The sequence below is a fragment of the Dactylosporangium maewongense genome, assembly GCF_039531485.1.
In the GTDB taxonomy this organism is placed as follows: Bacteria; Actinomycetota; Actinomycetes; order Mycobacteriales; family Micromonosporaceae; genus Dactylosporangium; species Dactylosporangium maewongense.
Genome location: NZ_BAAAQD010000035.1, coordinates 57,373 through 71,969, shown reverse-complemented (window position 1 = coordinate 71,969; position 14,597 = coordinate 57,373). Strand labels below are relative to the sequence as shown.

The following is a 14,597-nucleotide window of genomic DNA, read 5'->3' as shown; positions in this document are numbered from 1 at the left end:
CACAAACGCAACACCGGGACCGCGCTCAACTTGAGCGAAACATCTGCGACGGAGAATGACTTCGTGATCGAGGACGATGGGAACGCCGAGCGCCGACGCCTCGCCGAGGCCGACAGCGGGGAGCGCCCATGGCGGGGCTGGGGGCCCTACCTCTCCGAGCGCGCCTGGGGCACGGTCCGGGAGGACTACAGCCCGCACGGCACGGCCTGGGACTACTTCCCGCACGACCAGGCCCGCTCCCGCGCGTACCGGTGGAACGAGGACGGGATGGCGGGCATCTGCGACGACCGCCAGACGTTCTGCTTCGCCCTCGGCCTGTGGAACGGCAAGGACCCGATCCTCAAGGAGCGGATGTTCGGTCTCGGCGGTGACCTCGGCAACCACGGCGAGGACGTCAAGGACTACTGGTGGTATCTGGACTCCACGCCCACCCACTCGTGGATGAAGTGGCGCTACCACTACCCGCAGCGCACGTTCCCCTACGACGACCTGGTCGCCGAGAACTGCCGCCGCGGGCGTGACGAGCCCGAGTACGAGCTGGTCGACACCGGCATCTTCGACGACGACCGCTACTGGGCCGTCGAGGTCGACTACGCCAAGGCCGGCCCGACCGACATGTGCGTCCGGATCACGGTCAAGAACATGGGGCCCGAGCCGGCGACCCTGCACCTGCTGCCGACCCTGTGGTTCCGCAACACGTGGGCGTGGGGGCTGCCCGGCCGCGACTACGAGCCGGAGATCCGCGTCAAGGACAACGGCCTGCTGGCCGAGCACCGGCTGCTGGGCCGCCTCGCGCTGACCGGCGACGGCGCGCCCCAGCCGCTGTTCTGCAACAACGAGACCAACGGCGACCGCATCTGGGGCAAACCGGGCCGCGAGTACCCGAAGGACGGCATCAACGACCACATCCTGCACGGCAAGGACACGGTCAACCCCGACCTCGTCGGCACCAAGGCGGCGCTGCACTACCTGATCTCCGTGCCCGCCGGCGGCACGCACGAGATCCGCCTGCGGCTCAACCTCAACGCGCCCGGCGCGAAGGACCTCGCCCCCGCCGACCTGCGCGCCGACTTCGACATGACCATGTCCCGGCGGCTGGCCGAGGCCGACGCCTACTTCGCCGACCTCGTCCCGCCGACCGCCACCCCGGAGGAGGCGATGATCGTCCGGCAGGGCGTCGCCGGCCTCATGTGGGGCAAGCAGTTCTTCCACTTCGACGTCGCGCGCTGGCTGGAGGGCGACCCCGTCTCCGAGCCGCCGCCGGACAGCCGCCGCCACGGCCGCAACAGCCACTGGTGGCACATGAACAGCTGCGACGTGCTGTCGATGCCGGACCCGTGGGAGTACCCGTGGTACGCCGCGTGGGACCTGGCGTTCCACTGCGTGGCGATCGCCCGCGTCGACCCCGGCTTCGCCAAGGACCAGCTGCTGCTGCTCCTGCGGGAGTGGTACATGCATCCCAACGGACAGATCCCGGCGTACGAGTGGGCGTTCGGCGACGTGAACCCGCCCGTGCACGCGTGGGCGGCGCTGCGCGTCTTCGCGATCGACGGCTCCAAGGACTTCGACTTCCTCGCCCGTGTCCTGCACAAGCTGCTGCTCAACTTCACCTGGTGGGTCAACCGCAAGGACGCCGAGGGCAACAACGTCTTCGAGGGCGGCTTCCTCGGCCTGGACAACGTCGGCCCGTTCGACCGGTCCGCGGCGCTGCCCGTCGGCGGCCGCCTGGAGCAGTCCGACGGCACGGCGTGGATGGCGATGTACGCGTTGAACATGCTCGACATGTCGCTGGCGCTCGCGGTGCACGACCGGGTCTACGAGGACATCGCCGCCAAGTTCCTCGAGCACTTCGCGTACATCGCCGACGCCGCCTACGAGTTCGGCCTCTGGGACGAGGAGGAGGCCTTCTTCTACGACGTGCTGCGCACCGCCGACGGGCAGCGCATCCCGCTGAAGGTCCGCTCCGTCGTCGGCCTGCTCCCGCTCACGGCGACCACCATCATCGGCTCCTCCACGCTGCGCCGCCTGCCCGACGTCGCGGCCCGCCTGCGCTGGTTCCTCACCAACAAGCCCGAGTACGGCGACGTCGTCGGCGCGAAGAAGAGCCGCGGCGGGCAGCAGCTGCGCCTGCTGTCGATGGTCGGGCCCGACCAGCTGATCCGCATCCTGCAGCGGATGCTCGACGAGGAGGAGTTCCTCTCCCCGTACGGGCTGCGGACGCTGTCCCGCGCCCACAAGGACGAGCCGTTCACCGTGCACATCGGCGAGGCGGACTACACCGTCGGCTACGAGCCCGCCGAGTCGACCAGCGGCCTCTTCGGCGGCAACTCCAACTGGCGCGGGCCGATCTGGTTCCCGGTCAACTACATCCTGATCGAGGCGGTCCGCCGCTTCTCCGAGTTCTTCGGCGACGACCTGCAGGTGGAGTACCCGGCGGGCAGCGGCAAGATGGCCACCCTCGCCGCGGTCGCCGACGACCTGTCGCGGCGCCTGGTCAACATCTTCCGCGACGACGACACCGGCCGCCGCCCCGTCTTCGGCGACGTCCCGCTGTTCCAGAACGACCCCGCCTGGCACGACCTGCTGCTGTACTACGAATACTTCCACGGCGACACGGGGGCGGGGCTCGGGGCGGCGCACCAGACGGGGTGGACCGCGCTGGTTCTCGACCTGATCCTGACCCTGCACGCCCCGCCGCGCCCCCGCGCCACCGACTACTGAGCGGCGCTCAGGAGGGCACGCCGCAGACCTTCCAGGCGTCGCCCTCCTCGACGAGGGTGAAGACGTACCGCTTCGGGGAGCCCTCGGCGTACACCACGTCCATCGTGATGTCCGCCGAGGTCTTGCCGTTGACGTTCCGGATGAACGTGCCCACGACCTTGTGGCTCTGGATCTTCGGCTGCCGGCCCAGGGCCGCGACGTAGTCGTCCTGCGTGTGCTCGCCGCGCGTCGCGGCGCACGCCAGCCCGTACGCGGCGGCGAAGTCCCCGGACTCGAGGGCGCCGACGTAGGCCTCGGCGGCCGCCTGCGCCGCCGACGTCGAGTCGGCCACCTTGTTGAAGAGGAAGTAGGCACCGACGCCGCCACCACCGCAGCACAGCACGGCGAGCACGCCGACGACGATCAGCACTGTCCGCAGGGTGGTGTTCCTGCGCGGCGGCTGGGGCACCGTGTACTCGAACTGCATGGCCATGGATGATCACGGTAGAGCAGCGGCGCCCCGCCGCGTATCCCCGCCGCGGTCAGAAGAGCCTGGCTCGGTGGCGCTCCAGGTAGGCCTCGACATGCTCGGCGTGGTCGGGCCGGCTGAGCAGGTAACCCTGGCCCAGGCGGCAGCCCGCGGCCCGGACGACGTCCACGTGGGACTCGGTCTCCAGGCCGCACGCGACGACGTCGATCCCCAGGCGGCGGGCGAGGCCGACGACGACGTCGACGATCGGGGTGGCCGGGGCGCGCTGGCCGGCGGGCTCGCTGAACAGCACCTGGTCGATCTTCAGGACGTCGACGGGGAGGCGGCGCAGGTGGGCGAGGGCGGTCGGGCCGGTGCCGAAGTGGTCGATCGCGGTGCGGACGCCGAGGGCGCGCAGGCCGGCGAGCTGCTCGACGGCGCCGGTGTCGTCGGGCAGGGCGGCCTCGGCGACCTCGATGATCAGGGACTCGGCGGGGACGCAGTGGGTGTCGACGGCGGTGGCGACGGTGGCCAGCCAGCCGGGGGCGGCGAGCTGGCGGGCCGAGGCGTTGACGGACATCCACAGGTCGCGGCCGTCGGCGCGCCAGCGGGACAGCTGCCGGCACGCCTGGTGCAGGGCCCACTCGCCCAGCTCGTCGGCGAGGCCGAGCTCCTCCGCGACGGGCAGGAACTCGTGCGGCGGGACGACGCCGAGCCGGGGGTGCCGCCAGCGCAGCAGCGCCTCGACGCCGGCGGGGAGGCGGGAGCCGAGGTCGACGACGGGCTGGAAGACGAGGTCGAGCTCGCCGCGGCCGACGACGCCGGGCAGCTGCTGCTCCAGGTCGGTGCGGCGGACGAGGGCGGCCTCGAAGGACTCGTCGTAGCACTCGACCCGGCCGCCGTCGCGGCCGCGGGACAGCTGCCGGGCGCGGCGGCGGGCGATGTCGGCGCGGCGCAGGACGTCCTCGGCACCGGCCGCGCCGTGCGGGTGGCCCGCGCCGCGCAGGTCGGTGACGCCGACGTCGGCGGCGAGGTGGACGGTGTGGCCGGGCAGGTGGAACGGCTCGGCGAAGGCGGTGGCGACGCGCGTGGCGAGCGCGAACGCGTGCACGAGCGGCGCGCCGGTGAGCACGGCGAAGCCGGCGCCGGCGAGGCGGGCGGGCAGGTCCTCCGGGCCGACGGCGGCGCGCAGCCGGCGGGCGGCCTCGATGAGCACCGCGTCGGCGACGGTCGGGCCGTGCAGGTCGGCGACGCTCTCGAAGCGGTCGAGCTCGGCGACGAGCACGCAGCCCGCCTCGGCCGCCGGGGCGCGGTGGGCCTCGGCGACGGCGGCGAGGAACCGGCGCCGGTTGGCGAGCCTGGTCTGGTCGTCGGTCCAGGTCGCCTCGTCGAGGCTGCGCTGCAGCTGGGCCCGGTCGCCGACGTCGCGGACGTGGACGACGACGCCGGCGACCTCGGGTGCGGCGCGCTGGTCGCTGATGGTCGACTCGGTGTCGCGCCAGTGGCCGAACCCGTCGCGCAGCCGGGCCTGCAGCAGCACGTGCTGGCGGCCGGCGAGGACGGCCCGCAGCGCTTCGCCGGCCGGGCCCGCGTCGGCGGGGTGCAGCAGGTCGGTGAGCGGGCGGCCGAGGACGTCCTGGTCGGAGAGGCCGAACTGGCGGGCCGCGGCCGGTGACTGCCACCGCACGACGAGCTCGGCGTCCAGGACGATGGCGACGTCGGTGGAGCCGGCGACTAGCGCCCGGAAGTGCGCCTCCCGGGTGGCGAGGGTCCGCGCGTACCGCCGGATGTCGCGGGCCGCGAGGCCCTCCCGGCACGCGACGGCGACCGCCGCGGCGACGCCGAGACCGACGGCCACGGGGTCGAACCGGCCGCCGGTGAGCAGGTGTGTCACGGACACCGCGACGGCGAGCAGGGCCGGCCCGATGAGCAGCGGATAGCCGGCGAGGGTGCCGCCGGCGTCGGCGGCGTGCGGGCGGGTCGGCGCGTCGTCGGCGCGGCGGGCGCCGGCGAGGATCAGGAACGGGCCGGCGACGAGCGCGAGCCCGGCGACGGCGAGGCCCGCGGAGACCCAGCCGGCGCCGGGGCCGAACGGCTCGCCGGGGCGGCGCAGCTCGGCGAGCAGGACGGTGAAGAGGCCGAGCCCGACGATCGACAGCGCGGATCCGCCGGCGCAGGCGAGCGCGGCGGGGCGGTGCCGGACGGCGCGCAGCCCGGCGACGACGGCGACGGAGACCGAGACGCAGCAGGTGACCGCGACGGCGAGGGGCAGCGGCCCGGTGAGGACGGAGGTGGCGGCGGCGAGGACCCAGACGCTGTAGCACAGGGTGACGCCGATGCCGGCGCCGTCGAGGAGGCGGCGCAGCCGGGCGCGGACCGTGGGGGCCGTGCCGGGCAGCAGGAGCAGGCCGAGCAGGAACGTGGGCGCGGCGACGAGCGTGGTGACGGCGGCGGCGACGCCGGGCGCGGCGGTGGACGTGGTCAGCGCGACGAACCCGGTGACGGCCACGCCGGCGCCGGTGAACAGGGCGCCCATGCCGAGGAACCCGGCGCCACGGCACGGGCCGAAGTCGCTGCGGCCGTGGTGGATGCGCAGCGCGAGGCGGATCAGCGACACGGCGTGGACGAGCGAGCCCACGATGACACCGGCGGCGACGGCGCCGAAGGACAGCACCGGACCGGCGGAGGCCGCGGCACTGAACGCGGCGACCGCGGTGACCAGGACGAGCCAGAACATGCGCGGGTTGCTGACCACGGTCGTGTCGCTTTCGCGAGAGGGCGGGCACTGGGGGATTCATGCTCAAACCGGTCAACGATCCGGGCCGCCCGAGGTTATCGGTGGGTTGTGACTATTTCCTGGACGGCGGCGAGCCGGGCCCGGCGCTGCTCGTCGGTGACCGTGCCACGGGTCAGCTCGTCGAGCAGGAGCCCGTCGATGAGGGCGATCGCGAGCCGGGCGCGGTCCTGCGAGCCGAAGAGCTCCACCGCCCGCTGCACGAACCCGCCGGCCAGGTCGGCCGCGGAGGGGCCCAGCTCGGCCCGGGCCTGCGGGTCGAGCATGAGCATGAAGCGGGCCCGGGTGCGGGCCGCGTCGCCGAGCACCCAGCCGCGCAGCACCGCCGGAAGATCCGCGCCGGACGCGTCGGCGAGGTCCAGGGCCGCGATGCGGGTCAGGGCGGCGGTCAGCAGAGCGGCGCGGCTCGGGAAGTGGTAGCCGCAGGTGCCCTGGGGCAGGCCGGCGGCGGTGTCGACGGCCCGGTGGGTCAGCGCCCGGACCCCGCCGGTGCCGAGCACCTCGATCGCGGCGTCGGCCAGGAGCGTCTTGCGATCCGCGTCACGAACGTTCACACGGCGATGCTACAGGTGTAGCGTCGAGTTACTACACCTGTAGCAAATCCAATGGGAAGACGGAAGTCGGAAGGAGACGGCCATGCGCGCGATCGTGGTGGGCGGCGGTATCGGCGGGCTGGCGACCGCCCGCGGGCTCGGACGGCAGGGCTGGGACGTCACGGTGCTCGAGCGGCGGCCGGACCTGTCCCAGGTCGGTGCCGGCATCTCCCTGTGGCCCAACGCGATGCGGGCGCTGCACCACCTGGGCGTCGGCGACGCCGTCGAGCGGGCCGGCGGGCGGATCCACGGCGGCGGGCTGCGCGCCTGGGACGGCCGCCCGCTCAGCCGGGTCCGGCTGCCCGAGCCGCCGGTCGTGCTGCACCGCGCCGACCTGCACGAGATCCTCCTCGACCGCCTGCCGGCGACCGTCCACACGGGACATCACGTCACCGGGGTCGCCGGGGTCGAGGCCCTGGACGCGGACCTGATCGTCGGCGCCGACGGCATCGGCAGCGCGGTCCGCGCCGCGTACGCCCCGCAGGTCCGCATCCGCGACAGCGGCCAGGTCTCGTGGCGGGCCGTCGTCCGGGGCGACGTCGACGGCGGCGGCGAGACCATCGGGCCGAAGGGCTGGCGCTTCGGGTACGCGCCGACCGGTCCGGGCACCGTCTACTGGTACGCCGCCGCGCCCGGCCCGCCGCGCGCCGGCGCACCGGCCGAGCAGCTCGCCGAGCTCACCGGCGCCCTGGCCGGCTGGCACGACCCGATCCCCCGCCTGCTCGCCGCGACCGCCCCCGGCCAGCTGTCCCACCACCCGCTGCTCGACCTGCACCCGGTCGCCCCGATGCGCTTCGGCACGCGGGTGGCGCTGGTCGGCGACGCGGCGCACGCCATGACGCCCAACCTCGGCCAGGGCGCCTGCCAGGCCCTGGAGGATGCCGTGACCCTGGCGCTCCTGCTGCCGAAGGGTGCTCCCGTCTCCGTCGCGCTCGAGGTGTACGACCAGCAGCGCCGCCCCCGGGTGGCCGCCGTCGCACGGCGGTCGTGGCAGGTCGGCCGGCTCGCCGGGGCGCGCGGCAGGCTCACCGGCGCGATGGTGCGGACCCTGTTCCGGCTGACCCCGGACCGCGTGACCGTGGCCGCCGCCGAGCGGGTCGCCGCGTGGACCCCGGACGACGTCCGGATCCCGGCGGCGGTCAGGCCGGCAGCCGCGCGCCGTTGACCTCGTCGCGGCCGAGCCACGTCCGCAGCCGGTGCCGCAGGCCCCTCGGCTCGGGCACGTCGTCGCCCACGATGTCGCCGACGACCGCGGTGATGTTGTCCGGTCCGCCGCCGCGCATCGCGAGGTCGACGAGCCGGTCGGCGCACTCGCCGACGTCGTCGTACTCGCGCAGGACCTCCTCGATCGTCTCCGCCCGCAGCACGCCCGACAGGCCGTCGCTGCACAGCAGGTACCGGTCGCCGGCCCGCGCCGGGACCACCGAGTAGACCGGGTCGGTCGGCTGACCCTGCAGGACCCGGCTGACCAGGGACCGCTGCGGGTGGGTCGCGGCCTCGTCGAGCGTGATGCGGCCCTCGTCGACGAGCATCTGCACGTAGGTGTCGTCGCGGGTCACCTGCGAGAACTCCTCGCCGCGCAGCAGGTAGGCGCGGGAGTCGCCGATGTGGACGAGCCCGACCCGGTCGCCGGAGAACAGGATCGCGGTCAGGGTCGTGCCCATCCCCTGCTTCTCCGGGTCCGCCTCGACCTCGTCGCGGATGCGCCGGTTGGCGTCGGAGACGGCGGTGCGCAGGGCGGTCAGCAGGTCACTGCCGGCGAACTCCTCATCCAGCGGGGTCATCGCCTCGATCGCCAGCCGGCTGGCGACGTCGCCGGCGGCCATCCCGCCCATGCCGTCGGCGACGGCGAGGAGCCTGCCACCGGCGAACATCGAGTCCTGGTTGGTGCTGCGGACCATCCCGACCTCGGTCCGGGCGGCCCATTCCAGCGTCAGGGGGCGCGGCTGCGACTCTTCCATGCCCGCCAGCGTCCCCGATCGACACACACAGCGTCTGTACGCACTTGTGCGTATCGTGGCCGCATGCCCGCCACCCCGTTCATCGGACGAGCCGAGGAGCTCGCCGAGATCACGGGTGCTTGGAAGGCCCTGAAAGCCCTGAAGGCCCTGCCCGGCCTGCCCGCCACGGGACGGCCGGCGTCCCCGGCGCCGTCCGCGCCCCGGGTCGTGCTGGTCACCGGCGAGGCCGGCAGCGGCAAGAGCAGGCTCGTCGCCGAGTCGCTCGACCGCCTCGACCCGCCGCCACCGGTCGTGCTGGCCGGCGCCGCCCGTACCCTCGGCGCGGCACCGCACGACTGGCTGGCGTCCGTCCTCAGCGGTCACCCCCTCGACGGCGGCGTGCCGGCCGAGCTCGCGCAGCGCTCCCCCGCCCCGGGCGGCGGCACCCGGCTGGCGCCCGCCGCGATGCTGCGCGCCGCCGTCGACGTGGTCCGCCGGCTGCTCGACGGGCGCTGCGGCGTCCTCGTCGTCGAGGACCTGCACGACCTCGACCCGGCCAGCCTCACGCTCATCGGCGAGCTCGCCGCGGCCGCCGCGCTGCCCGCGCTGCTGCTGGTGACGAGCCGGCCGCCGCAGGAGGCCGCGTTCGCGCCGGCCGCCGCACGCACGCTGCGCCGGCTCGGCGGCGCGCCGTCGGTGGTCAGGGTGCACCTGGCCCCGTTCGACGCGCGCGAGACCGCCGAGCTGATCGAGGCGCACCGCGGTGCCGCGCCGCCGCCGGAGACCGTCCGGGCGATGCTGACCCGCACCGGCGGCAACCCCTTCTGGCTGACCGAGCTCCTCACCGCCCGCGGCGACCTGGCCGGCGCCGTCACCACCCGCGGCGACCAGGCCGGGGCGACGCTGCCCGCGCACGTCGCCGGCCTGCTGGTCGAGCCCCTGGCGGGCGAGCCGGCGCTGGTCGGGCGGGTGGCCCGCGCCGCGGCGCTGCTCGGCGACCCGGTCGAGACCGACGTCCTCGTGCACGTCTGCGAGGGCGAGATCGAGCCGGCCCTGCGCCGCCTGCTGGACCTCGGAATGCTGGTCATCGCCCCTGACCTGGCCCCCGCGGGCCCGCTGCGCTTCCGGCACCCGCTGCTGCGGGACGCCCTGGCCGGCAGCGCGTTGCCGAGCGAGCGGGCGCGGGTGCACGGCCTGGCCCGGACCCTCGCCGTCGAGCTGGGCGACGACGCCGCCCTGGCCAGGCACGCCGCGGCGCTTGGCCGTCTCGATGAGGCGTCTGCCGCTGCTGTACGGGGAGCGCACGCCAACCTGGCCGCCGGCCTGCCGGACGCCGCCCTGGACCTGGTCCACCTCGGCCTGCGCGCTCCCGACGCGGGCACCCCGTCGGCGGCCGACCGCCGGGAGCTGCTCCGGGCGGGCGCGCTCGCCGCGTTCGTGGCGGGCCGGTTCACGGTCGCGGAGCGGCACGCCGCGGACTGGCTGCGCCGCGCGTCGGACCCCGCTGAGATCTCCGACGCGCACCGGCTCCTCGCGGAGGTCCGCTGGTGCCTGGCCGACCGGGCCGGCCACATCGCCTCGCTCGCCGACGCCCGCGCCGCCCTCACCGCCGCCACGACCGACCGCCCCGCCGCCGTGACCGACCGCGCCACCGCCGTCACCGGCCGCGCCACCGCCACAACTGGCCGCGCCGCCACCACATCGGGCCTGGCCGCCACCACATCGGGCCTGGCCGCCACCACATCGGGCCTGGCCGCCGCTCCGGGCCGGGCCGACGAACGGGCCGGGGACGGTAGAAGCGGCGACGGCCGCCGGGCGGCTGAAGGTACAGGAGCGGCTGACGCGGCAGGAGCGGCTGGCGCGGGCTGGATCGGGCAGGCGTGGGCGCGGCAGCTGGCGGCGGAGGCGGCGAGCGCGCTGCGGACCACTGCGCCGGGCGTGGTCGTGCCCCTCGCCGAGGCGGCGATGGTGGCCGCGGAGCGCAGCGGGGAGAGCATCGCCTCGGCCGGGGTGACGCTGGGGACGGCGCTGTCGTTCGGGGGGTGGCGGGACCGGGGGGTGGCGCTGCTGCACGCGTGCCGGCAGATCGCCGAGCACGACCGGGACTCGGTGACCGTCGGCCGGGCCATCAACAACCTCGTGGCGGTCGGGCTGCCGGGGCTCGGCGACGTGACGGGGCGGCGGTTGTTCGACGAGGCGATGGCCGCGATCGGCCGGGCCGGGCTGGAGTTCTGCGCGGGGCGCACGACCGCGCTCGGCATCGCGCACGCGCTGCGGACCGGGGACCTCGCCCGCGCCGAGGCGCTCACCTGGTCGCGGCTGCCGATCGAGACGGATCCGCTGGAGCGGGTCAGGTTCGTGGCGACGGCGGGTCTCCTCGCGGTCGAGCGCGGCGACGACCCGCTCGCGGTGCGCCTCCTGGCCCGCGCCGACGGGGAGGGGCGCGACGTGGGCCTCGTCAGGGTGCTGCGGGTGGCCGTCGCGGCCCGCGGGGCGCATCCGGCCGACCCGGCTCTGGCGCTCGCCGACTGCGTCGGCCACTGCCGGCCCGCGCGGCTGGTCGAGGCGGCCCGGTGGGCCCTGCACGGCGGCGTGCCGGCGGCGACGGTCGAGGATCTCGTCGGCGACGCGGTCGGCGCGGCGCCCCAGCTCCGGCTGCTCCTGGCCGTCGCGGCGGGCCGGGACGCCGCCGCGGTCGACCTCCTGCCGGCCGCCCTTCACCACGGCGGCCCACCCACCCCGCACCCCGGCCCCGCATCCACCCCGCGCCCCAGCACCGCGGCCACCCCACGGCCAGGCACCGCCATGAGCCACGGCGACCCGGCCGCACCCCACCACAGCGGCGCGACCGCCCTGCAGCCCCGGACCGCCGCGCGGCACGGCGACCCGGCCGCTGCGCGGCCCGGCACCATGACCACCCAGCAGCCCGGCACCGTGACCGCTCCGCAGGCCGGCGGCGCGGCCACCCGGAACACCCGAATCGCCGCGCGGCACGGCGATCCGGGCGCGCCGCACCACGGCAGCGGTGCGACGGTCGCGGACCGCGGCGACGCTCGACGAGGTGGCGCGGATGTCGAGGTGGTGGAGGCGGCGCCGTACGACGCCGCGGTCCACACGGCCGTCGCGCACGCGCTGCTGCGGCTCGGCCGGGCCGGCGACGCGCGGCAGCACGCGGAGCGGGCGGTGGCGCTGCTCGTGCACTGGCCCGGCTGGCGGCTCACCGAGGCGGAGACGCTGCTGCACAGCCTGCGGGCCGGCGGCGACCTGACCGCGCGGGAGATCGAGGTGCTCGGCTGTCTCGCCGCCGGCATGTCCAACCAGCAGGTGGCCAGCTCCCTGGGCATCTCGGTCCGGACCGTCACGGTGCACGTGTCCAACCTGCTGCGCAAGACCGGTGCCGCGTCCCGCACCGAGGCCGCGATGTGGGCGGTCCGCCACCGCGTCGTCACACCCAGCTGAGGACCGGCTCGGCGCCGCGGCGGGCACGGCCGCCCGGTGCGGTCAGGCCGCCGACGCGGCGCGCCGCCCCGCCCGGCGGGGCCGGGTGACACGCCACCTGGCCGGTCAGGTGAGCGACGCGGCGAGCACGCCCACGGCGGCGTCGAGCTCCTGGTATGCGGCGGCGGTGGTGATGGAGCCCTCGCGCCGGCGGTCCACCAGCTGGTTGCGCAGCCGGTCGATGCGGGGCGCGGCGCCGACCGGGTTGATCATGATGTTGTTGACCTGATTCCGGATGTCGTCCACCACGTCGGAGCGGAGCTCCCCGGCGGCGGAACGGCGGTCGACGACGTCGAGGACCGCCTGACCGGCCTGCTGCGGGGTGAGCCGGGACGGCGCCGGGGTCGGGTTCGGCGACGGCGACGCCGCGGGCGCCCCGGACGACGGGCGGCCTTGCGGGGCCGCCTGCGTGGCGGTGCGGGTCGCCGCCGGTGGGGGCTGGACCGTGACGGGCGGCAGGATGGAGACGAAGATGCTGACCGTCGGGGTCGGCGACGCGGTCTGCCCGTCGTCGCGGTTGCGCCACACATAGGTGAGGCCCACCAGTACCAACGCCGCCAACGACACGGCGAGGACCGGCACCCAACGGCGTCCGTGCCGCTGCGACGACGACTCCAGGGTCGCGGCGACCTCGGCGGCGGTGGGGCGCTCGGTGGGGTCGGTGTTGAGGCAGCGCAGGCAGACGGCGGCGACCGCGGGTGGCAGCCCGTGCACGTTGAGGGCGGGGCGGTGGTCGGCGGCGACGGCGCGCTCGAGCTCCTCCCACGTGGCGGCCCGCAGGGGCGGGTGCCCGGTGAGCATCTCGAACAGCAGGACGCCGAGGGCGTAGACGTCGGTGGAGCCGCTGGCGGGCGCGCCGACCAGCCGCTCCGGCGCGACGTACGGCGGGGTGCCGAAGGTCAGCGTGTCGCGCTGGCCGACGTCGGCGGCGATGCCGAAGTCGAGCAGCTTGACGCCGTCGGTGGTGAGCATGACGTTCTCGGGGGTGACGTCGCGGTGCACGACGCCGCGGCGGTGGGCGGCGTGCAGCACGTCGGCGACGGTGGCGGCGACCGCGATCGCGTCCGTCCACGGCAGCGGGCCCTCGGCGAGCCGGCCGGCGAGGGAGGTGCCGTCGAGGAGCTGCATGACGACGTACGCGGCGATCCGGCCGTGCGTGGTGACGGTCTCGCCGTAGTCGTAGACGCCGATCGCGTTGGGGTGCTCGATCCGCGCGGCGGCGCGGGCCTCGCGTCGGATCCGGTCGCGCTGGCCGACGTCGGTGCCGATGGGACCGTCGAGGACCTTGACCGCGACGGTGCGCTCCAGGGTGCTGTCCCACGCGCGCCAGACGACGGACATGCCGCCTGCGCCGACCGGTTGTTTCAGGATGTACCGGCGGGCCAGGACATCGCCCTCCCGGAGCTGACCGTCGTGCATCACGTCCCTAGCTTGATGCCCGGACGACGAGCTCGGTCGGCAGCACCGGGCAGTCCTGCTCGCCCTCGGAACCGCTCAGGAGCAGCGCGACGGCGACCGCGCCGAGCTCGGAGACCGGCTGGCGCACGGTCGTGAGCGGCGGCGTGGTGTAGGAGGCGAGGGGCGCGTCGTCGAAGCCGACGACGGCGACGTCCTCGGGGACCCGGCGGCCGGCCTTGCGCAGGGCCTGCAGCGCGCCGGCGGCCATCGCGTCGGAGGCGACGAAGAGCGCGTCGAGGCGCGGCATGCGGTCCAGCAGCCAGGCGGCGGCGTGGCCGCCGGATGCGGTGGTGAAGTCGCCGTACGCCACGTGGGGCACCCTACCGGCCGCCTCCATCGCGCGGCGATAGCCGTCGAGGCGGTCCACGGCGGCGGGCGAGTCGGGCGGCCCGGCGATCGCGGCGATGGCCCGGCGGTGGCGCAGGATGAGGTGCTCGACGGCCTGCCGGGCGCCGTCGCGGTTGTCGACGTCGACGAACGGGATGTCGAGGCCGTCGGCGGGGCGGCCGGTGGCCCGCAGCGGCACCCGGGACGCGGCGAGGGAGACCGCGAGGGGGTGGCTGCTGTGCCCGCCGAGCAGCAGGACGCCGCCGACGCCGCCGGTCGTCAGGAACTGGGTCGCCGACGCGATCGTGCCCCGGGTCGCGGACATCGTCAGCAGCGGGATGCCGTGGCGGGTCAGCTCCTCCTCGGCGCCGGCGAGCAGCTTGGCGGAGAAGGTGTCGTGGAACAGCCGGGCCGTGGGCTCGAAGAAGAGCGCGGCGACGGGGAGCCGCTGCGGCAGCCGGTCGGGCCGGCGCGGCCCGCGGTGGCGGACGTAGCCGAGCTGGGCGATGGCGTCGTGCACCGACACCCGGGCCGAGGTGCTGACCCTGACCCGGCCGGTGAGGACTCGGGACACGGTTGCCGCGGAGACCCCCGCGGCGGCGGCGACCTCGGTGACGGTTGGTGGCGATGGCTCGTCAGTCATCCCGTCTCCTGTGGGAGCGATTCCTGCGGCCAGCGTCAGCCACGGTTACCCGGATGTCAACTATGGGTTTCGATCGGCTGTGCGGTTCCTTTGGTACGCCCGACATATCCGGACTTATCACATCGACACGGGCTGTGGTAATCATCGCTGGGGCTTCCGTGATCGGCAGCTTTTA

The 14,597-nt window shown here is 75.4% G+C and carries 8 protein-coding genes and 1 pseudogene; 3 read left to right on the top strand and 6 right to left on the bottom strand.

The features are described 5' to 3' along the window. The first annotated feature begins 63 nt into the window (after positions 1 to 63). Positions 64 to 2,721, top strand: a complete 2,658-nt coding sequence (locus ABD332_RS51360; RefSeq protein WP_344512925.1) for an MGH1-like glycoside hydrolase domain-containing protein — start codon at positions 64 to 66, stop codon at positions 2,719 to 2,721. A gap of 7 nt (positions 2,722 to 2,728) precedes the next feature. On the opposite strand, the gene ABD332_RS51355 is transcribed toward ABD332_RS51360, so the two are convergent. The 3 genes from ABD332_RS51355 to ABD332_RS51345 form a co-directional block, all read right to left on the bottom strand. Beyond that, positions 2,729 to 3,193, bottom strand: coding sequence for an Rv0361 family membrane protein (locus ABD332_RS51355; protein ID WP_344512923.1), 465 nt, complete (start codon positions 3,191 to 3,193; stop codon positions 2,729 to 2,731). 49 nt (positions 3,194 to 3,242) lie between these two features. Further along, a complete protein-coding gene (locus tag ABD332_RS51350) occupies positions 3,243 to 5,924 on the bottom strand; it encodes a putative bifunctional diguanylate cyclase/phosphodiesterase (RefSeq protein WP_344512921.1) in 2,682 nt (893 codons plus the stop codon). A gap of 77 nt (positions 5,925 to 6,001) precedes the next feature. Further along, positions 6,002 to 6,517: a TetR/AcrR family transcriptional regulator gene (locus ABD332_RS51345; protein ID WP_344512919.1), complete on the bottom strand. Its 516-nt coding sequence runs from the start codon at positions 6,515 to 6,517 to the stop codon at positions 6,002 to 6,004. Between the two features lie 82 nt (positions 6,518 to 6,599). On the opposite strand from ABD332_RS51345, the gene ABD332_RS51340 reads away from it, so the two are divergent. Further along, on the top strand, positions 6,600 to 7,721 hold the full coding sequence (locus ABD332_RS51340) for an FAD-dependent oxidoreductase (RefSeq protein ID WP_344512917.1): 1,122 nt from the start codon (positions 6,600 to 6,602) through the stop codon (positions 7,719 to 7,721). A 49-nt stretch (positions 7,722 to 7,770) separates the two neighbouring features. On the opposite strand, the pseudogene ABD332_RS51335 reads toward ABD332_RS51340, so the two are convergent. Continuing rightward, positions 7,771 to 8,517: pseudogene (locus ABD332_RS51335) on the bottom strand (PP2C family protein-serine/threonine phosphatase); the annotation flags it as partial. Positions 8,518 to 8,580: 63 nt separating this feature from the next. Here ABD332_RS51335 and ABD332_RS51330 point away from each other — a divergent pair. Beyond that, a complete protein-coding gene (locus ABD332_RS51330; protein WP_344512915.1) occupies positions 8,581 to 11,955 on the top strand; it encodes a helix-turn-helix transcriptional regulator in 3,375 nt (1,124 codons plus the stop codon). Between the two features lie 105 nt (positions 11,956 to 12,060). Here ABD332_RS51330 and ABD332_RS51325 read toward each other — a convergent pair whose 3' ends face one another. Both ABD332_RS51325 and ABD332_RS51320 read right to left on the bottom strand, forming a co-directional pair. Further along, positions 12,061 to 13,413: a serine/threonine-protein kinase gene (locus ABD332_RS51325; protein ID WP_344512963.1), complete on the bottom strand. Its 1,353-nt coding sequence runs from the start codon at positions 13,411 to 13,413 to the stop codon at positions 12,061 to 12,063. A 7-nt stretch (positions 13,414 to 13,420) separates the two neighbouring features. Then, positions 13,421 to 14,422, bottom strand: coding sequence for a LacI family DNA-binding transcriptional regulator (locus tag ABD332_RS51320; RefSeq protein ID WP_344512913.1), 1,002 nt, complete (start codon positions 14,420 to 14,422; stop codon positions 13,421 to 13,423). Between the last annotated feature and the right edge of the window lie 175 nt (positions 14,423 to 14,597).